Origin of the sequence: Brevibacillus sp. FSL K6-2834 (assembly GCF_038592925.1) — a bacterium.
GTDB classification, from domain to species: Bacteria; Bacillota; Bacilli; order Brevibacillales; family Brevibacillaceae; genus Brevibacillus; species Brevibacillus borstelensis.
The window spans coordinates 2,157,501-2,175,824 of the sequence record NZ_CP151945.1 but is presented as its reverse complement, the minus strand read 5'-3'; the positions used below and the strand labels follow the sequence as shown (position 1 = coordinate 2,175,824).

Sequence of the window (18,324 nt, the reverse complement as noted above, 5' to 3'; positions counted from 1 at the left end):
CCTTTTTTAGCTCTGCTGCGAGGCCAGACTCTCGTACTTTGCCCGCAGTTCCCGTTTTAGTATTTTTCCGCTTGGATTGCGCGGGAGGTTTTCTGCCAGGACGATATGCTTCGGAGCTTTAAACGCAGACAGTCTGGCTTTGCAAAAGTCAAGCAGCTCTTCGGCAGTCAAGGCTTCTCCCGCTTTGGGAACGACGACTGCGGCGACCGCCTCGATCCAGTATGGATCAGGGATTCCGATCACGGCTACTTCAGAAACAAGCGGGTGCTGGTAGATCACCTCTTCTACCTCCCTGCTTGCGACGTTTTCTCCACCCGATTTGATCATATCCTTTTTTCGGTCAACGACGGTAATATATCCTTCCTCGTCCATGACGCCGAGGTCACCGCTGTGGAACCAGCCTCCCTGAAAGGCTGCGGACGTTTTTTCTTCATCGCGGAAGTACCCCAGCATAGCGTGGCTGGTTCGGTGTACGATCTCCCCCACCGTACCGCGGGGCACATCCTGGCCGGAATCGTCGACAATCCTCGTTTCCACATTCAGAGACGGTCTGCCGGCGGAGCCAGCTTTGCGGATTTGATCCGCGGGCTTTAGGACAGTAGCGAGCGGGGCTACCTCTGTCTGGCCGTAAAAATTCCAGAACTGCGCGTTCGGGAGCCTCCGCCCCAGCTCTTTCAAGATTTCGACAGGCATGATTGCTGCTCCGTAGTAGCATTTTTTTAATGAAGACAAGTCCCGCTCCGCAAATTCAGGAGAACGGAGCAGGGCGATCCAGACGGTCGGGGGGCAAAAGAGCTGTGTCGCCTTGTACTCCTCGACAGTTTTCAGCAGGAGCGCAGGCTGTGCCTGCTCCAAAATAATTCCGCTCGCACCGAGGTAGACGTACGGCCCCAGGAAGCAATGCAGCTGGGCGCTATGGAAAAGCGGGAGAGCGTGGATAGCGACATCGTCTTCGGTCATTCCACCGTCGATAATCGTACTGACGTATTCTGTCAGCACACTCTTATGCGTCAGCATGACTCCTTTTGGCCTGGATTCCGTCCCGCTGGTGTAGAGAATATGCACAACATCGTCATCCTCCAGTTCCAGCTCCGGCTCCTCTGTACTCGATTGGGCGAGCTGCGTACGGAAATGGCCCCAGTCATTTGCCTGCTCTGTTTTTTCGGAGATCGAGCATCTCAGGACCGGAGAACAGCCTGATCGGCGAATCGCCTCGTCGGCGACTGGATGGAATTCCTGGGAGGCAAAGATCGCTTTCACATCGGCATGTCCCAGAATAAAGGCCACGTCGTCAGCGTTCAGCATGTAATTGATCGGGACCATAATCACTCCCGCCCTGGCGAGGGCAAAGTTGAGAATGACAAAATCCATTGAATTGCGGGAGAGCACAGCTGCCCTGTCTCCCTTTTGCAGTCCAGACGCCAAAATCATATGCGCTGCCTGATTGGCCAGGATGTCCAGTTGTTCGTATGTAAGCGCCTCGTTCCCAAAGCGCAATGCAATCTTCTGCGGAAATCTGCCTCGGCTTCTGCGCAAAATATCTCCCAGCGTATTCCTTCTCGCCCGCTGAATTTCTTTCATGGACATCCCTCCGTCATTTTTCCTGCCTCTATTATACAACGAATATTCAGAAAAATAGAATCATTATTCTTTCCCGATATATCCATGCAATGTAAAAAACCCCTGACTCGAAATCAGTCAGGGAGAAGAACTCAAGGTTATGAGGTTGTATCTATAGTATAGTATATATTCGAGTATATACTCAACCGGGATATATTAGTAAACGGAAACAAGCCGCACCTTGGACAAATTCTTTTTGCCCGAGCGCGACAACTCCCGCTTTCCATATTTGCATGGTTTCAATCCGGTCCGTTAACCTGCCTACTCCAATCAAAAAAAATGCGGCGACCCGATCTGCATTAGTAAGTCGCCGCAGCCCCCAAGAAGTTTAGTCTGAGTGCTTACCTACAGAATATATCAAAGGGTACATACCATGCGATATGAAGTCGATGGCTACGGAAGAAAGTTTTGGTTTTTGCCATAAATGTATCGCAAAAATTTCAAAATTGCCTATGTTCCATTGATACATGCCCTTTAACTCGATAGAATAAGTGGAGACTGGTTCTTTACTCACTGGAGGTGTTCCCCTTGCTAAAAACGCCCCTTGGCCGTCTTCGTTTTATCGGCCTCATCGAAGGAATTTCGTACCTCGTCCTGCTTGGAATTGCCATGCCACTGAAATATTTTCTGGAGATGCCAAAAGCTGTGACGATTGCCGGTTCCTTGCATGGCGTGTTTTTCGTATTGTTCATGCTGGCACTCGCCCATGTCTTTTTCGCAAACCGGTGGTCGATCCTGCGGGCGCTCGGCGCGTTTGTCGCGTCTTTGATCCCGTTTGGAAATTTTGTTCTCGATGCACAATTGAAAAAAGAAGAAGCTTCCATGAAGCGATCATAAAGGAAACGCTTGACGACCTTCTCCCGTCAAGCGTTTTTGAATAGATGGGGTATCTGAAAAAAAGAAAAAACAGGTGCAAGACCTGTTCGCAGTGCTTTCTTATGGCGGAGGGAGAGGGATTCGAACCCCCGTGACGTTGCCGCCTAACGGTTTTCAAGACCGCCCCGTTATGACCACTTCGGTATCCCTCCGCATGGTTGAACAAGTTATACTATAACATACTCATTCCACTGAAAGCAACCGTTTTTTACAAAAACGAGCTTCCTCCAAACGGGGAAGCTCGTTTCCTGTACCGGCCTCAAAACAGCTGTCAATTGCCTTTGACAGCAGCTTTCTCTTCCTGAAACCTATCGCTTCACGACAACCAGCTTTAACTCCGTTAGCTCTTCGATCGCGTATTTGATTCCTTCCCGGCCCATGCCGCTTTCCTTGACACCGCCGTAAGGCATATGGTCGACGCGGAAGGTCGGGATATCGTTAATCATGACGCCGCCAACATGCAGCTCATCTGCCGCTTTCAATGCGAGTGACAGGTTTTGCGTGTAGAGTCCGGCTTGAAGGCCGAAACGAGAATCGTTTACGAACTCAATCGCCTCCTCTACAGAGTCCACCGGATTGATCAGGACGACCGGTCCGAATACCTCCTGGCAAGACAGTTTGGCGTCTGCCGGAACTCCTGTCAATACGGTAGGCTGCAGCACCCGTCCATCTGCTTTTCCTCCGCATTCTACCCTGGCGCCTCTCTCCCTGGCTTCCTCGATCCAGGCCAAGGCCCGATCCGTTTCCTTCGGAGAAATCATCGCGGAGTAGTCTGCTTCCTCGGACAGAGAGTCGCCGCCGACCAGCTTTTTGGTCTCCGCCACAAAGCGCTCCACGAATGTCTCGTATTCATCCCTGACCACATAAATCCGCTGTACGGAGATGCATACCTGTCCGGAGTACGCAAATGCGCCAAAAATACAGCGCGGGATGACCTCGTCGAGATTTACCCCTTTATCGATGATGACGGCAGAATTGGAGCCCAGCTCCAACGTAACCCGCTTGAGTCCGGCCCGATTGCGGATGTCGATGCCGACAGCCGGGCTGCCGGTAAAGGTCAGTGCTTTCACCCTCGGGTCTGTCACGAGGAGATCGCCTACTGTTGCTCCGCTGCCGGTCACAACATTTAGTGCTCCCGCTGGCACTCCGGCCTGCTCGGCAACCTCCGCCAGAAAATATGCGGAGAGAGGCGTCTGGGATGCCGGCTTGAGCACGACGGTGTTCCCTGCAGCCAATGCCGGACCAACTTTATGGGCGACCAGATTCATCGGGAAATTGAAAGGAGTGATCGCGCCAATCACGCCCAAAGGCTCACGCACGGTGTATGCAAGGCGCCCTTCTCCTCCGATGGCGGCATCCAGCGGCAGTGTTTCGCCGTGAATCCTTTTTGCTTCCTCCGCAGCGAATTTGTAAGTCTGTATTGTACGGATCACTTCGCCGCGAGCGGTTTTGATCGGCTTGCCTGCCTCCAGCGCAATGATTTTGGCAGCCTCCTCCAGCCGTTCGTCCATGATGAATGAAATTTTCTCCAGAATAGCCGCACGCTGATAAGCAGGCATGCGCCGCATTACCACCGAAGCCTCCTGAGCTGCGGAAATAGCCTTTTCTACCAGTTCGGCGTCCGCCTGCGCGATTTCCGCTATCTGTTCCCCGCTGTAGGGAGCGTAGAGCGGCGCGTAGTTTTTGGCCTCCACCCACTGCCCGCCAATGTAGCACGCTTTTTTCATCCATCCAGCCTCCCTCTCATCGACTCTCCTATGAGTTTTCCCGATATACGTCTTTCAGTCCGCGCTATTCTAGCCATTCCTTTATGCTTGTGAAGGCGTACACAGTTCCTCTAACACTTTCTCCATCACACCCAAACCTTCCTCCAATTGTTCGTCGTCAATCACGAGCGGAGAGAGAATCCGGATGACATTGCTGTAAAGACCGGCCGTGAGTACGACCAACCCGCGCTGGCAGCAGGCTTGCGCAATTTTTGCCGTCAATTCCTTGTCTGGCTCTTTGCCTGATTTGTCTTTGACGATTTCGATAGCACACATCGCTCCAATGCCGCGCGCATCTCCTACCTGTTCAAAGCGTTGCTTGAAGCCTTCGAAGCACTGCAAAATCCTGGTTCCGATCTGGTTGGCTCTGTCCATGAAGCCTTCCTGCTCCATCATTTCGATCACCTTCAGAGCGGCGATACACCCGAGCGGACTGCCTCCATATGTTCCGCCGATCTCCCCTGGATTGGGAGCATCCATGATCTCGGCCCGGCCAGTAACTGCACTGATCGGCAGCCCGGCCCCAAGCGATTTGGACATGACAATCAAATCAGGCTCTACGCCGAAATGCTCCATCGCAAACATTTTGCCTGTGCGGCCAAAACCCGTCTGGACTTCATCGGCGATGAACAGGATGCCGTGCTTCTCGCAGATTGCTTTTACCCCTTGGACAAAACGCTTGGACGGTACCACGAATCCGCCCTCGCCCTGAACTGGCTCCATAATGACGGCCGCGACTTCATCCGCAGGCACTTCACCCAGGAAGAAGTCTTCGAAGCGTCTCAGCACTTGTTCGTCGCATTCTTCCGGAGTCGTTCCCGGCTTTGCACGGTAGTAGTACGGATAGCTCATCTTATACACATCGGGAGCAAACGGGCCGAACTGGTATTTGTACGGACGCACTTTGCTCGTAAGTGACATCGCCAGCAAGGTACGGCCATGGAAGCCGCGTTCAAACGAAATAATCGCTTTTCGCCCCGTGTACTTTCTGGCGATTTTGACCGCATTTTCCACAGCTTCCGCACCGCTGTTAAGGAAGAATGTTTTCTTTGCATGCGTCCCTGGCGTGATTCTGTTCAAAGTCTCGGCCAGTTTGACGTACGGCTCGTACATCATGACGTGAAAGCAGGTATGGATATACTGATCAAGCTGTTCCTTCAGGGCTTCCACCACCGCAGGCGGGCAGTGGCCGGCATTGATCGTCCCGATGGCTCCGGCAAAATCGATAAACGTATTTCCGTCGACATCAGTCAGAAGCGCTCCTTCCGCCTTCTGGACAAAGGTCGGCAAGGTGTTGAACGGACCGCGCGGCACATGGCTTTCCTTTCGTGCCAGAAGCTCCTGAGCCTTTGGTCCCGGAATCTGTGTTTTGATCTGAATGTACTTTGTAGTCGTCGAATCCATTTTTGATCTGCTCCCTTCATCCCTTTTCTCTTTATCAAGACCACATCATTTTGTTTCGTAGCCGCACCACTCCATAAGCGTCAGGGCAAATATCTCCGCGCAGCGGAATACTTCATCCAGCTCGACGGATTCATTCGGATAATGGGCGACTGCCGTTGTACCCGGGCCTACGATAATCGCAGGAGTATCGGCCAAGGTTGTCAGCAGCCCGCCATCCGTTCCCCATGGCGATGCCTCCACGACCGCCCGCTCACCGGTTACCTTGAGGAATTGATCCTGCAAAATCTCCATCAATGGATGATCTTCACCCACGTCACCAGGCACCCAGCGGGCCCCGAACCACTCCAATTCAACCGGATGCTCCGCGAACCACGGGTCGTCATGGGCAAGCGCTGCGAGAGCTTCTTCCATTTCTCGTTTCGCAGCTTCCATCTTCTCGCCCGGGGCTACCCCCATCCGTCCCTCCAGCTTGACGAGATCGGCTACGGAAGACGGCCATTTTCCACCCTCAATCACGCCGAGGTTGATCGGGATCGGGATCGGCAGCTTTGCGTAAAGCGGGTCGACGATTCGATCATTGCGCTCTTTTTCCAGCTTGCTGATCGCGGTGACGACCTGCATGCTTTTCTCGATGGCGCTGACTCCTTCGTAGCGTGTGCCTCCGTGTGCAGAGCGGCCTTTCACCGTCAATCTGAACCACATCGAGCCTTGCTGCTTGGGGAAGATCTTCATGTTGGTCGGCTCCGGAATCAATGCCGCATCCGCTTTGTATCCGCGTAGGATTGCAGCGAGTGTCCCCGCTCCGCCGCTCTCCTCCTCCACGACGCTTTGAAAGATGACGTCTCCCTTCAGCCGGATGCCCAGCGCTTGCAGGACCTGAATCGCCAGCAGCGAGGAGAGGTTGCCGCCCTTCATGTCGGTGGAGCCGCGCCCGTACAGTTTCCCCTCCTCGATCTCGCCGCTAAACGGATCGTGTGACCATTGCGCAGGGTCTCCGGCAGGCACCACGTCCACGTGTCCGTTCAAGATGATCGAGCGGCCGCCGCCGGTTCCCTTCCAGACGCCGACGACATTCGGACTGCCTGAAAATTCGCTTCTCGGCGATACAAAATAGGGATGCTTCAGCAGCTCCTCTCCTCCCATCACCCAAAGATCCACTTCCATTCCCATGGCGTGCAGTCTTTGCGCGATTTTTTCCTGGATGGAACGCTCTTCTCCCTGAACACTCGGCTCGCGAACCCACTCCTGCAGAAGTTGCGTTGCGGCAGCCCGTTCCTTCTCGATCTGCTCCCGTATCAGCGCTTGCCAGTTTGTCATCGGTATCCTCCTTTATCGGAAAACTCTGACCTCTTCGTCCATTTTCAGTTCCGCTTCTGTGGCTCCGATCACGTCCGCCACCGTATAGGGGTGCATGACTTCTTTCAAATACAAGCCATCCTCCCGAACCTCCATCACTGCCATATCGGTGATGATCAGATGGGCTGCGCCTACGGCAGTCAAAGGGAGGGAGCATTCACGCACAATCTTCGACCTCCCGTTTTTGTCCAGATGCGTCGTCAACACCATGACCTTCTTTGCCTTCTGCGCCAGCTCCATCGCGCCGCCCATGCCGGGCACGCGCTTCCCGGGCACGATCCAGTTGGCGATGTCTCCGCGCTCGCTGACCTCCAGAACGCCGAGAATGGTCATGTCCAGCAGACCCCTGCGAATGATGGCAAAAGCGGTGGCGCTGTCAAAAAAGGAAGCGCCGGTCGCCAGTGTGACGGGAAAGCCGCCGGCATTGCACAGCATCGGATTTTCTTCTCCCGGAGCGGGGCTCGGACCCGTGCCGAGGATGCCGTTTTCCGCGTGAAACAGAACCTTTTTGTCCTTTGGAATGAAGTCTGCAACCAACGTGGGAATGCCGATTCCCAGATTGATGATCATGCCGTCCTCGATCTCCTGCGCCGCTCTCCGCGCGATCTTCTCACGAAAGCTTTCCGTTTCTTTTACTTCTCCCACGCCCATTGCCAGTTCACCCCCTCGCTTTTCACGATGTAGTTGACGAAGACGCCAGGTGTGACGATCTCTTCCGGATCAAGCGCTCCGATCTCCACGATTTCGTCAGCTTCGACGATCGTGATATCGCCCGCCATTGCTACCAATGGATTGAAATTGCGGGCACTGGTGTCGTAGACGAGATTGCCGAAGCGGTCCGCCTTTTTCGCATGTACGATGGCTACCTGCGCAGTCAAGGGCGTTTCAAGCAAATATTCCTTGCCCCCCACCAACACCTTTTCCTTGCCTTTTTCCGCAATGGTGCCGATGCCGATATCGGATAAAATTCCGCCCAGACCCACTCCGCCAGCGCGTACACGCTCTGCGAGGATGCCCTGCGGACAAAATTCCACCTCCAGCTCTCCAGCAGTCATTTGCGCCCCGGCATTCGGATTGGAGCCGATATGCGAAGCGATCACTTTCTTGACCCGCCGCTCTGTCACCAGCTTTCCTACGCCGATATGTGGGAATGCCGTATCGTTGCTGATCAGCGTGATGTCTTTGATTCCTTTGTCGAGAATGCCCTGGATCAGGGTAGGTGGATTGCCTACCCCGCCAAAGCCTCCCGCTATCAGCGTCATTCCGTCATGAAAATGGGCGAGTGCTTCTTCGACTGTGATTACCTTGTCAAACTGGTTCGCCATGTGTCCTCCTCCCCTGGATCAGGTCAGTTGCATTTCCTGTCTCATTTCTTCCTGTACACGCTGAACGGACTTTTTCAGCAAGTCTACAAGCTCGTCAATTTCCTCTGTCGTAATCGTCAGCGGCGGCGAAAGGATGACCGAGTCGCCCGCTACGCCTTCCAATCCTCCTGTCGCCGGATAGACGAGCAGGCCGTTTTCGAACGCCCGGGAAATGACCCGCGCTGCAACTCCCCTGGAAAGCGGGAACGGCTCCTTGGTCCGTTTGTCTTTGACGAACTCCAGACCGCACAACAGCCCGAGACCGCGCGCTTCTCCGATAAGCGGAGACTCGTCCGCCAGCTCCCGCAGTTTTCTGAGCAGGTAGGCTCCCTGTACAGCTGCCTTCTCGACCAGGTTGTGCGCTTCCACGTAGCGAAGCACGGCGAGCGAAACGGCTGCGGACTGCGGGTTCGCGCTGTACGTGTGTCCGGCCATGATCAGACCGGAGCCGCGTGTAATCGTATCGATGATCTTTTCCGTGGCCATCGCTGCTGCCATCGGCGTGTAGCCCGCGCTCATCCCCTTGCCGAGCGTTATCAGGTCAGGCTTGACGCCCCAGTGGTCAATCCCGAACTTCTCGCCCGTCCTTCCCACCCCCGTCATGACCTCGTCGGCAATAAACAGGACGTCGTATTTGTCGCAAATCTCCCGAATGCGCTGGAAGTAGCCGTCAGGAGGCACGACAGCGCCGCCAGAAGCGCCGATGACCGGTTCGGCGATAAAAGCCGCTACCTGCTCCGGACCGACCCGCAAAATGGCCGTCTCCAGCTCATCAGCACAAAGCCTCGCGTACTGCTCCAGGGACATGCCATCCGGTCTGCGGTACGGATACGGCGGCGAGATGGCCGGATAATCAGCCAACAGCGGAACGAACCGCTTGCGGCGCAGCACATGCCCGGACATCGACAGCGCCCCCATCGTAATGCCGTGATAGCTCATCCAGCGGGAGATCATTCTCGTCTTCGACGGTCTTCCCTGCTCCTGCCAGTATTGAATCGCGATCTTCTGCGCCGTCTCCGTCGCCTCGGAGCCGCTGTTGACGAAAAAGCTCCAATTGAGCTCGCCCGGAGCCCATTCGGCAAGCTTGGCGCCCAGCTCTTCGACTGCCTCGCTGCTAAAGTGCGAACGGTACGCAAAAGAGACCTTGCGTGCTTGCTCCGCCATCGCTTCGGCAATTTCCTCGACGCCGTGGCCGATGCTGGCCGTTACCGCACCGGAACAACCATCGATGTATCGTTTGCCCGACGTATCGTACAGGTAAATCCCTTTGCCATGGGAAACCCGGGGATACTCTTTGCCAAGCTCAGGCTTTATGACATAACTTCTCTGCATGCTAGCCACCTCTCCTTCTCTCTTCCCTTATCGTAGCGAATGAGCATGACGGTGCCATTCGACTGCCTGGAAGAAAAAGCGTGACAAAGAGACGGAATGTTTTATACATTTTGTATAAGAGATTCGTAGGGGGTTCGAAAAAAATGACGATCACCATACGCGAAGCGCTGCAGCTCCCTGACATGGTTCAAACTCGTTTGGTCGGTGGCGCAGAGGGCTTGGACAATCCCATCCGCTGGGTGACAATTGTAGAGGTATTGGAGGACGTAGGACGTCTGCAGGAAGGCGAGTTTTTGATCACGACCGGCTTTGGTCTGGCCGAAGACGCGAAGCGCAGGGCCTCCCTCATCCCGGCGCTGGCCAAGCAAAAACTTAGCGGCATCGCCTTTCATACCGGCTTTTATTTGCGGGAAATCCCTGTTGATTTGATCGAGATGGCCGACCGCCACCACCTGCCGCTTATCGAAATTCCCGTTGAAATGAACTTTTCAACGATTACCAAAGCAATCCTACAACCTATCGTCAATCGGCAATTCGAAACGCTCGCCTATTCGCAAGCCATACACCGTCAGATGATTGAAGCCGCCCTCTCCAAAGGCGGACTCCGGGCAATCGTGGAGAAGCTGGCGTCACTGACAGGCGGCCGCGTTTCTTTGACAGACGCGCTCGGATTCAAGGTTTACGGCAATCACGAAGGGGACGCTGGACAGCAGGCCGATCGAAGCGGCAAAGACCAGGAAAAAGAGCAAATCCATACGGTTGAAATTCGGGCCCATCGCGAGAAGTTCGGGACACTGCGATTGGCCAAGCCGAGGGAAGAGTGGAAAGATCTGGATGATGTAGCACTGCAGCATGCCGCTACGCTTTGCGCGATGGAATATATCAAAGAAAACGCGGTAGCAGCGACGGAATGGAGACTAAAAGGAGATTTCGTGGAAGAACTGCTCAGCGGCACAGAACTGGCTCCTGCCGAACTGGAGAGCCGCTGCCGCATGCTCGGCTATCCGTTGTCCGGTGCTCACTTTGTCGCGGCCGTGCAGGTAGAGGCCTCTGTCGACCGCTCTTCCTTTGAGCTTCATCAGGCCTGCATAACACTCATGAAGCGATTGTTTGACTCGCACAATCGCCCCTATCTGCTGCGGGAGAGACCACACTCTTTGTTTTTCATCATGCCGCATGACCAGACCAGTCTTGCTTTGCTGGAACAGTTCGCTGCCCGTTGGGACAGGCTTCATCGCGAGCACGACCTGCGAATTGGACTGAGCTCCCCACGCGGACGCCTGACCGAACTGGACGAAGCCGTGCAAGAAGCGCTCTTTGCCCTGCAGGCCTACCCGCTGCTGGTGCGTTCTCCCGCTCTGCTGTCGTACCAGCAGATGCAAGGCTATCAGTTTCTCTTTCCGTACCATCACAAAGCCGAAATGCTTGAGGCGATCTGGAAGCCGTTTCTGGAGCCTCTGCTGCGCTACGATCAGAAGCATAAGCAGCAGCTCCTCGAGACGCTGGACATGTACCTTATGCATAACGGAAATGGTTTACAAACGTCTCAGGCTCTATATATTCACCGGCACACGCTCACATACCGGCTGGCTCAAATCAGAGAGAAAACAGGCTGTGATTTGGACGACGCCCACCAGCGATGGCAGCTGCAACTGGCGCTGATGGCGCGCCGGCTGCAGGAACAGCTCTTTCCGCCGGAGTAAGGAACGCGGGAAGGGCTACTCCCGGGTCGGGCGGAGCGATTTCACCCATATATTCATGTCTTCATAGCCGGAAAAGATCGTACAGTTGTTTATCAAACGGCCTCGATAAGCATAGCCGTGTTTTGCCGCTGTAATATTCATTCCAGCCGATTGGGCGCGGGTCAGGGTGTACAAGTAATAAATGCCCTGCCCGTTCATCTTTTCTTCCAGCGCCGTAAAGATCGGCTGAAGCAGCCCTTTCCCCGCGTGGTCCGGATGCGTGGCACAGTCCGTCAATTCCGCCGAACCGAAACGCTCTGTCACTTCCGCCGAGGCCGCACAGGCGATCCGTCCATCATGCTCAGCGACGATATAGTAGGTTGATTCCCTCATCGTCTTTCGAACGTATTCTGGATCATCCATGGGGGTCGGATAAGTAGCAAACACCGTCTTATACAGACTGGCAAGCTCCTCGGCATCTTCTTCGGTTGCCTCGCGCAAGCTGTACCCTACCGGCAGCGTTTTTGTCTCCGGGCGCTTGGACAAGCTGAGCTGCAGGATCTCCTCCTCGGCAAGATGGTGCATGGAGGTGGCCCGCTCCTCTGTCAAAAAGCTGGCGAGCATGTACGCGTTTTCTCCCTGAAAAAAACCGTCGATCACTCCTTCCTGGCGGTAGCCGAGTGAAAGCCAGGCCGGCACATCCTTTCGTTTTGCGTACACAATCAACTTTGTCGCTTCAGACTGTTGGGCGCATTCGATCATTTTCCCGTGCAAGTCAGTAATGGCTTCCGGGTCATAAACATGTACTTTCACCCGTTTGTTCCGGTGATCAATAACCAGATCTCCTGTTGAAATCATCGCAGACACATCAAGCATGACTAACCGCCCCTCCCGTTGTTTCTCTTGCTGCTATTGTATCATGTCGCTCAGATCATTCATCCTCCAGACTGTACAAAACTGCGTAGGTATTTGGCGAGTGCCAATCACGACAGGCAGACATAGGATAAAGTACGCTAGACTGCCGAGAGGAGAGAATCAGATGAGCTGCAGCCGGAACAACAACAGTACCCTTATACTGGTCCTGTTCATTTTGCTCGTTATCGTGCTTTGCTCATGTACGTAAATACCATTGCGCCCCTCTCTTCTGGTAGTAGCGAGGGGCGCAATACATATGTATGTAATAGGACCACTTGTGCAGGACCGAACGGAAGGAGGAAGCTCTCTTGACACCACTGATCTACGCTCACCGCGGTGCTTCCGGCCGCTATCCGGAAAATACGATGGAGGCTTTTCGCGCCGCTGTGCGACGTCGCGCAGACGGGATTGAGCTGGATGTTCAGTTGAGCAAGGATGACAAGGTGGTCGTGATTCATGACCACCACCTCGAGAGGACCACCAACGGACGTGGAACCGTGCGGCAGCATACATGGGAAGAGCTGAAAAAATTTCGCGCTGACAAGGCCGTTCCATCACGCCAAAAGCACATCCGAATCCCTACTTTGCGCGAGGTGCTCCACACATTTGCCCCGACGAAACTGCGTTTTTGCATCGAGCTCAAAAACTTCTTCTTTGCCCAACCCCAACTGGAGGAATACGTGATCGGGCTGATCCGACAATACGATTTGACGAGCCGCACAGTTATCTCCTCTTTTAATTTTGACAGTCTGCTTGCTGTCAAAGAGCTTGATCCCAATCAGACGACCGCCTTGCTGTATATCGGGCCGCTCCATAACCCTTGGGAGGTCGGGAGCCGGTATCGCGTCGACGAATTGCACGTACCCAAAGATCAATTGACTTCCGCGTTGGTCAGCAAGGCAAAAGAGAACGGATTTCGCGTCGTCGGCTGGACCATTAATTCAACTGCCGGCATACGTGATGCCGCCAAAATGAACGTTGACGGCATCATCACCAATTACCCGGGCAGAGCGAGAAAAGCCCTGCACAAACCATGAGACGAAAAGAGGGCGCCCCGCCAACCGTCAGAGACGGTTGAGGACGCCCTCTTTCTTATCGAGAACACGGTGTATGAAACTTCCCTTGCCAACTGTTTCTGCGAACGAGCTCGGCATCAATTCCGTTCAACACTTCCCATTTTTTACGGCTCCACATCGGACCGATGAGAAGATCAGGCGGTCCATCTCCGGTGACACGGTGCACGATCATCTCCGGCGGCAAAATCTCCAGTGTGTCGGCCACCAGCTTGGTGTATTCCTCCTGTGTCAAAAATTCCAGCAGGCCAGCCTCATACTGTTTGACCATCGGAGTCTTGCGCAGCAAATGCAGCAGGTGGATTTTAATGCCCTGGACATCCAGATTGGCCACCGCTTTGGCCGTCTCCATCATGTCTTCGTGCGTTTCGCCCGGCAAACCGTAGATAATATGCGAGCAGACGCGGATGTTATGCTTCCGCAGCTTTTCCACGCCGTCCAGGTAGCACTGATAATCGTGCGCACGGTTAATCAATTGTGCGGTCCGTTCATGGATGGTCTGCAAGCCGAGCTCTACCCATAAATACGTTCGTTCATTCAGCTCGGCCAAATATTCGACAACGTCATCCGGCAAACAGTCAGGGCGTGTGGCGATTGAAAGTCCGACGACTCCCTCCTGTTTCAGTACAACCTCATACATCTCGCGCAGCTCTTCCACGGGAGCATAGGTATTGGTATATGCCTGAAAGAAACCAAGGTACTTCGCTTCCGGCCATTTTTGATGCATTCTGTTTTTCACGTCATGGAACTGTCTTTCCAGATCCATCCGTCGATCCCCGGCAAAGTCTCCCGATCCCCTGGCACTGCAAAACGTGCAGCCTCCCGTTGCGACGCTGCCATCCCGGTTCGGACAACTGAACCCCCCGTCCAACGGCACTTTAAACACCTTCTCCTGAAATGTTTGGCGGAGATGGTAGTTCCATGTATGATAACGTTTGTCGCCCCACAGTTGCGGGGTGTCCAACGGTTTTATTTGCATATTCATCATCTTATCTCCCTTCTTGGCGGCCATGCTCTTCGAATCCACTTTCGTTGAAACCACGTCCACAATCCTGCCCGTAGCCTCCTGAGAAACTGTCCAACAACTCATTATATACGTTTCGCGATACCATAACCGCGGTTCTTTTGCATAAAGTGTTTCAGATGCGACTTCTCCATTATACCAGACAGATAGGTCGAGAGGGGAAGCGCAATACAGGAAACCACAGGGCACGTTTTCCCTGTGGTTTTACATTTACGCTGTGCTATTGTTGAATCTCTTCGATGCGTATCGCACGAGTATGCGATGTGTGGCTCCACACTTGGTTCTTCTTTGTAAAAAATGCATAAAACATGATCGGCAGCCATGTCAGGAAGAAGAAAGGCAGCAGCAATAGCCCAAAGTACCCTTTCCACGGCACTTTATCAAGATAGAGCGCAAGAAGCGGCAGCATGTAGAAGACTGCTGTCGAGCCATAAACAAGCCAGGTTGGCAATATGGTTGCCGCCGGCATGAGCATCTCGATCTCCAAAAAGCGGCCCAGGAACAGGATCGACATCATCGTTACCATCAGCACATACATCGGCTGAAACAGGTAAAATGCCGCATCAAGCATGCCTAGTTTACGTTTGAGCAGGCCATTCTTCAGCACCGAACCGATATAGCGGCCGGCCACATCGTAATGACCCTGCATCCAGCGCAAGCGCTGGCGCATAGAAGCTTTCAAGTCGATCGGCTTCTCATCCCACACCTTTGTATCATGGGCCCATGTCGGGTAGATCCCCCGCTCAATACAGCGGGTGGCAAACTCCAGGTCTTCCGTCAAGCTGGTAGCTCCCCAGCCCATCTCTTTTAACAAGTTGCTTTCAATGCAAAGCCCTGTTCCTCCCAAAGTGTTTGGAAGTCCCAGATTGTGACGTGCCAATTGCCACATGCGGTTTGTGAACCAGTAAGTCACAGCGTATGAAAGCGTAATCCACGAATCAAATGGATTTTTGGAGTCAAGGTATCCTTGGATGACCCGTGCTCCTTTACACAAGCGGTCATTCATGACACGTAAAAAGTTCTTTTCTACCAGGTTGTCAGCGTCAAACATCACGACGGCATCATATTGCTTAGGCCTTGCCCACAGGTTTTCCAGCATCCATTCAATCCCGAATCCTTTGCCTCGCTTCGACGTGTCAAAACGCTCACAAGCATAGGCTCCATGCTGACGTGCGATCTCGGCTGTATTATCCGTACAGTTGTCACAGATAACAAAAATATCGTACATCTCGCGCGGATAATCCAGCTTCTTCAAATTCTCGATAAGCGGCGCAATTACGGCGCTCTCATTGTGTGCTGCAACCAGGACGGCAAATGTCTTTTGTGGCTCATGTGTAACCTGCTCCTTTTTACGGAACAAGCCCGCACATGAAACAAGTGTCTGGTACGTACTTACTACACCTACCGTACTAGTAAATCCGATGAACAGTCCCTCAATGATCTCTTTCAATTCACTCATGGATTCTTCTCCTCGACCTAAATCTTATTTTTTTCTTGATTCAGGCAGTGTTTTTCCAAATTTTTACTCTTCTCTCTCTCTCAATTGGGAGTGTACCTCAAAATTCAGTATATCGCAATGACCCAAAAGTGGGAAAAAAAAGAGGCACTTCTATCACCATTCCCACCTTTATTCGGTTCTATTCGAATCCATGCCAGTAAGCAGAAAAAAAAGCCTTCGGAAAAGGCTTAGTCTAAAACCCGTATGCCAAAAAAGTGGTGACCCGTAGGGGATTCGAACCCCTGAATGACAGCGTGAAAGGCTGCTGTGTTAAACCGCTTCACCAACGGGCCAGATTGCAGGATTTCTCCCGCTTCAGAACATAATGCGGTCGGCGAGACTCGAACTCGCACGGGTCGCCCCGCCACCCCCTCAAGATGGTGTGTCTGCCAATTCCACCACGACCGCAGGTTGATAATAGAAAGCCCTAGGAAGATGCGCATTCCCGACCTACTGGCTTTAAAAGCAAGAGCGCTTTGCTGATCTCCGAATACCTCATATAAGCCTTTTCATCATACTTGAAGGTGACTTATGGTCCCGAATGATTCCTGCAGATTCACTCACAATTACGAAGTATACACGGTTGTAGTTTTCGAGTCAATAGGAATTTTGGTACTCCTCGTTTCTCTTTATACTAATGTGTTTTCGACACGAATCCTAATTCTTCGTACTACTTCTGCTTGCTCTTACAAAACGACAGCCCTACCAATAAAACAACTGGAACCGACAGGAATGTCGAGATTTCGACATGTATTCGACTCATTCACTGAATAATCTTCCTGACCGTAAAAGTAATGAAGTAGCAGGAGCGATTCTAACTTTTTCAAAATCTGAGACTCTTTATAACAATTGGAAAAACAAAAATAGTAATTTCCTAATATATACAATTATTAGATAACAGTTATATTATAAAAATGTAAGAAAAATACAATTTTCTGGGAGGAATCGCTTATGTGGAAAAAATTGAGTGCTGGGGCTTTCGCTTTTGTTTTTGTTCTTGGCAGCAGCATCACTCCGACATTTGCAAAAGTATCCGTAGATTCAACTAATCAAGCAGTGACTGAAGCTTCTCGTAGAGTCGTGTATGTTGGCAACTGGGATACAAAATACGGCAATGACTATGAGTTCACAGAAGGAGCCAACCTGGTCGGAAACGTAGTATTCGATGGCAGAAAGCTTACGTTTCAGTTCCAGAAGCCTGGATATGTAACGCTCAAAGTATGGGATGACGGCGGCGTTAGCATCTACTCCTACTCTGTCAAATAATGAATGAATGACCTTTTCAAGCCACTGGCATGTCGTCAGTGGCTTTTGTAACGGCCAGTATCTTTGGCTGATCCAGCTGCTCTCTGATCTAGCTGCCGTCTGCTCCAGCTTCCGTCGATGGAAAAAGACCTACTCTTTTGGATATAAATGACCCTTTCAGGTCAAACTGAGTGTACATTTGTTCTTTATGGAGGTAATCCATGATTCCGGATGACATCAAACGTACCTTGCATGACATCAGGTTAATTGGAGGCGGGGTCAAGAAATACGAGCACCCCGACGATTGGCAGCTAATCCGTAACCTGATCGGGGAGAAAATGAATGTAGACTTGTCCGATGCAACACCTGAATATTGGGATGAAATCAGAGCATCTCTTGAGAAAGAGAAATCCGAGGCCACTCAGATCGCAGATAAGCGGTATTTTGGCGGACTATACAATTACAATCCTTTTGTCGATTGAATACCCACCAACTGTCCCCTCTTTCGGAAGGCACGCATCGTTTGTTCGTTTCTTCGTTCGTTTTCTTCTTCCTCGTTTCGCCCGGATGTCTGGGTGTTTCATCATCCGACAGAAACGGCATCCGTAGAACACTCATCTTTGCGAGACCCATAGCGGAAGTTGACGTCAAAAAACCTCCCATGGACTTAAAAAAGTCTACGGGAGGTTTTCTTTTAAGAGATGGCGTCCCAGGAGAGATTCGAACTCCCGACCGACGGCTTAGAAGGCCGTTGCTCTATCCTGCTGAGCTACTGGGACGTGATATGGAGGGAGTACCCGGATTTGAACCGGGGGTGAAGGTTTTGCAGACCCGTGCCTTACCACTTGGCTATACTCCCATATTGGGGCGATCGATGGGACTTGAACCCACGAGTGCCGGAGCCACAATCCGGTGCGTTAACCACTTCGCCACGACCGCCATGTACAAAACCAAATCCATTTGGCAGGGGCAGTAGGAATTGAACCCACACCAAAGGTTTTGGAGACCTTCGTTCTACCTTTAAACTATACCCCTATGGTAGCGGCGGAGGGGCTCGAACCCCCGACCTTTCGGGTATGAACCGAACGCTCTAGCCAGCTGAGCTACACCGCCATGCGGATATGGCGGAGAGTGAGGGATTCGAACCCTCGCTACGCTTACGCGTACTA

15 protein-coding genes and 9 tRNA genes (1 of these 24 cut by a window edge) are annotated in these 18,324 nt (G+C 52.7%); 5 read left to right on the top strand and 19 right to left on the bottom strand.

The annotated features are described in order from the left end of the window. Window positions 1-6: 6 nt before the first annotated feature. Window positions 7-1,581, bottom strand: coding sequence for an acyl-CoA synthetase (locus NST96_RS10730; protein ID WP_003387481.1), 1,575 nt, complete (start codon window positions 1,579-1,581; stop codon window positions 7-9). A gap of 567 nt (window positions 1,582-2,148) precedes the next feature. On the opposite strand from NST96_RS10730, the gene NST96_RS10725 reads away from it, so the two are divergent. Next, on the top strand, window positions 2,149-2,457 hold the full coding sequence (locus NST96_RS10725) for a DUF3817 domain-containing protein (RefSeq protein ID WP_003387482.1): 309 nt from the start codon (window positions 2,149-2,151) through the stop codon (window positions 2,455-2,457). A gap of 102 nt (window positions 2,458-2,559) precedes the next feature. Here the strand turns inward: NST96_RS10725 and NST96_RS10720 are convergent. The 7 genes from NST96_RS10720 to NST96_RS10690 form a co-directional block, all read right to left on the bottom strand. Continuing rightward, window positions 2,560-2,648, bottom strand: a tRNA-Ser gene (locus NST96_RS10720). A 156-nt stretch (window positions 2,649-2,804) separates the two neighbouring features. Further along, window positions 2,805-4,223 carry an aldehyde dehydrogenase family protein gene (locus NST96_RS10715; RefSeq protein ID WP_003387484.1) on the bottom strand — a complete coding sequence of 473 codons (1,419 nt, stop codon included), beginning with the start codon at window positions 4,221-4,223 and terminating at the stop codon, window positions 2,805-2,807. An 81-nt stretch (window positions 4,224-4,304) separates the two neighbouring features. Beyond that, window positions 4,305-5,666 (bottom strand): 4-aminobutyrate--2-oxoglutarate transaminase, encoded by a 1,362-nt coding sequence (gene gabT, locus NST96_RS10710; RefSeq protein WP_003387485.1) that lies wholly within the window; start codon window positions 5,664-5,666, stop codon window positions 4,305-4,307. 45 nt (window positions 5,667-5,711) lie between these two features. Continuing rightward, window positions 5,712-6,983: a peptidase gene (locus NST96_RS10705; RefSeq protein WP_003387487.1), complete on the bottom strand. Its 1,272-nt coding sequence runs from the start codon at window positions 6,981-6,983 to the stop codon at window positions 5,712-5,714. Window positions 6,984-6,995: 12 nt separating this feature from the next. Beyond that, the gene (locus tag NST96_RS10700; RefSeq protein WP_003387488.1) at window positions 6,996-7,673 is read right to left on the bottom strand and encodes a 3-oxoacid CoA-transferase subunit B; all 678 of its coding nucleotides are present in this window, start codon (window positions 7,671-7,673) and stop codon (window positions 6,996-6,998) included. Beyond that, window positions 7,655-8,347 (bottom strand): CoA transferase subunit A, encoded by a 693-nt coding sequence (locus NST96_RS10695; protein WP_003387489.1) that lies wholly within the window; start codon window positions 8,345-8,347, stop codon window positions 7,655-7,657. The genes NST96_RS10700 and NST96_RS10695 overlap by 19 nt, the downstream gene beginning before the upstream one ends. An 18-nt stretch (window positions 8,348-8,365) precedes the next feature. Further along, window positions 8,366-9,718: an aspartate aminotransferase family protein gene (locus NST96_RS10690; protein WP_003387490.1), complete on the bottom strand. Its 1,353-nt coding sequence runs from the start codon at window positions 9,716-9,718 to the stop codon at window positions 8,366-8,368. 143 nt (window positions 9,719-9,861) lie between these two features. Here NST96_RS10690 and NST96_RS10685 point away from each other — a divergent pair, with 143 nt between their 5' ends. Beyond that, window positions 9,862-11,421 carry a PucR family transcriptional regulator gene (locus tag NST96_RS10685; protein ID WP_031931727.1) on the top strand — a complete coding sequence of 520 codons (1,560 nt, stop codon included), beginning with the start codon at window positions 9,862-9,864 and terminating at the stop codon, window positions 11,419-11,421. A 15-nt stretch (window positions 11,422-11,436) separates the two neighbouring features. Here the strand turns inward: NST96_RS10685 and ablB are convergent, their stop codons facing one another. After that, a complete protein-coding gene (gene ablB / locus NST96_RS10680) occupies window positions 11,437-12,276 on the bottom strand; it encodes a putative beta-lysine N-acetyltransferase (RefSeq protein ID WP_024985116.1) in 840 nt (279 codons plus the stop codon). A 347-nt stretch (window positions 12,277-12,623) separates the two neighbouring features. Here ablB and NST96_RS10675 point away from each other — a divergent pair, with 347 nt between their 5' ends. Continuing rightward, complete coding sequence (locus NST96_RS10675; RefSeq protein ID WP_024985115.1) at window positions 12,624-13,352, top strand: glycerophosphodiester phosphodiesterase family protein; 729 nt, start codon at window positions 12,624-12,626, stop codon at window positions 13,350-13,352. A gap of 55 nt (window positions 13,353-13,407) precedes the next feature. Here NST96_RS10675 and NST96_RS10670 read toward each other — a convergent pair whose 3' ends face one another. From NST96_RS10670 to NST96_RS10655, 4 genes are all read right to left on the bottom strand, one after another. Then, window positions 13,408-14,367 carry a TIGR01212 family radical SAM protein gene (locus NST96_RS10670; protein ID WP_024985114.1) on the bottom strand — a complete coding sequence of 320 codons (960 nt, stop codon included), beginning with the start codon at window positions 14,365-14,367 and terminating at the stop codon, window positions 13,408-13,410. A gap of 265 nt (window positions 14,368-14,632) precedes the next feature. Further along, window positions 14,633-15,871, bottom strand: a complete 1,239-nt coding sequence (locus NST96_RS10665; RefSeq protein WP_003387495.1) for a glycosyltransferase family 2 protein — start codon at window positions 15,869-15,871, stop codon at window positions 14,633-14,635. A gap of 255 nt (window positions 15,872-16,126) precedes the next feature. Further along, a tRNA-Glu gene (locus tag NST96_RS10660) sits at window positions 16,127-16,203 on the bottom strand. Between the two features lie 33 nt (window positions 16,204-16,236). Beyond that, window positions 16,237-16,318: transfer RNA gene (locus tag NST96_RS10655), tRNA-Leu, on the bottom strand. Window positions 16,319-16,861: 543 nt separating this feature from the next. Here NST96_RS10655 and NST96_RS10650 point away from each other — a divergent pair. Then, the gene (locus NST96_RS10650; RefSeq protein WP_003387497.1) at window positions 16,862-17,176 is read left to right on the top strand and encodes a hypothetical protein; all 315 of its coding nucleotides are present in this window, start codon (window positions 16,862-16,864) and stop codon (window positions 17,174-17,176) included. 200 nt (window positions 17,177-17,376) lie between these two features. Beyond that, window positions 17,377-17,637, top strand: a complete 261-nt coding sequence (locus NST96_RS10645) for a hypothetical protein (protein WP_024985113.1) — start codon at window positions 17,377-17,379, stop codon at window positions 17,635-17,637. 220 nt (window positions 17,638-17,857) lie between these two features. On the opposite strand, the gene NST96_RS10640 is transcribed toward NST96_RS10645, so the two are convergent. From NST96_RS10640 to NST96_RS10615, 6 genes are all read right to left on the bottom strand, one after another. After that, window positions 17,858-17,934, bottom strand: a tRNA-Arg gene (locus NST96_RS10640). A 6-nt stretch (window positions 17,935-17,940) separates the two neighbouring features. Next, window positions 17,941-18,014: transfer RNA gene (locus NST96_RS10635), tRNA-Cys, on the bottom strand. A 4-nt stretch (window positions 18,015-18,018) separates the two neighbouring features. Then, a tRNA-His gene (locus NST96_RS10630) sits at window positions 18,019-18,094 on the bottom strand. A 22-nt stretch (window positions 18,095-18,116) separates the two neighbouring features. After that, window positions 18,117-18,190 (bottom strand) — tRNA-Trp (locus tag NST96_RS10625). Between the two features lies 1 nt (window position 18,191). Continuing rightward, window positions 18,192-18,268: transfer RNA gene (locus tag NST96_RS10620), tRNA-Met, on the bottom strand. A 9-nt stretch (window positions 18,269-18,277) separates the two neighbouring features. Then, window positions 18,278-18,324, bottom strand: a tRNA-Ser gene (locus tag NST96_RS10615) (it continues 44 nt past the right edge of the window).

Bases quoted from the DNA above. Each gene is read 5' to 3' on its own strand.
- NST96_RS10670 (WP_024985114.1), bottom strand. From the start codon at position 14,367: ATGCAAATAAAACCGTTGGACACCCCGCAACTGTGGGGCGACAAACGT.
- NST96_RS10685 (WP_031931727.1), top strand. From the start codon at position 9,862: ATGACGATCACCATACGCGAAGCGCTGCAGCTCCCTGACATGGTTCAA.
- gabT (WP_003387485.1), bottom strand. From the start codon at position 5,666: ATGGATTCGACGACTACAAAGTACATTCAGATCAAAACACAGATTCCG.
- NST96_RS10695 (WP_003387489.1), bottom strand. From the start codon at position 8,347: ATGGCGAACCAGTTTGACAAGGTAATCACAGTCGAAGAAGCACTCGCC.
- ablB (WP_024985116.1), bottom strand. From the start codon at position 12,276: ATGCTTGATGTGTCTGCGATGATTTCAACAGGAGATCTGGTTATTGAT.
- NST96_RS10650 (WP_003387497.1), top strand. From the start codon at position 16,862: ATGTGGAAAAAATTGAGTGCTGGGGCTTTCGCTTTTGTTTTTGTTCTT.
- NST96_RS10690 (WP_003387490.1), bottom strand. From the start codon at position 9,718: ATGCAGAGAAGTTATGTCATAAAGCCTGAGCTTGGCAAAGAGTATCCC.
- NST96_RS10730 (WP_003387481.1), bottom strand. From the start codon at position 1,581: ATGAAAGAAATTCAGCGGGCGAGAAGGAATACGCTGGGAGATATTTTG.
- NST96_RS10715 (WP_003387484.1), bottom strand. From the start codon at position 4,223: ATGAAAAAAGCGTGCTACATTGGCGGGCAGTGGGTGGAGGCCAAAAAC.
- NST96_RS10665 (WP_003387495.1), bottom strand. From the start codon at position 15,871: ATGAGTGAATTGAAAGAGATCATTGAGGGACTGTTCATCGGATTTACT.
- NST96_RS10645 (WP_024985113.1), top strand. From the start codon at position 17,377: ATGATTCCGGATGACATCAAACGTACCTTGCATGACATCAGGTTAATT.
- NST96_RS10700 (WP_003387488.1), bottom strand. From the start codon at position 7,673: ATGGGCGTGGGAGAAGTAAAAGAAACGGAAAGCTTTCGTGAGAAGATC.
- NST96_RS10705 (WP_003387487.1), bottom strand. From the start codon at position 6,983: ATGACAAACTGGCAAGCGCTGATACGGGAGCAGATCGAGAAGGAACGG.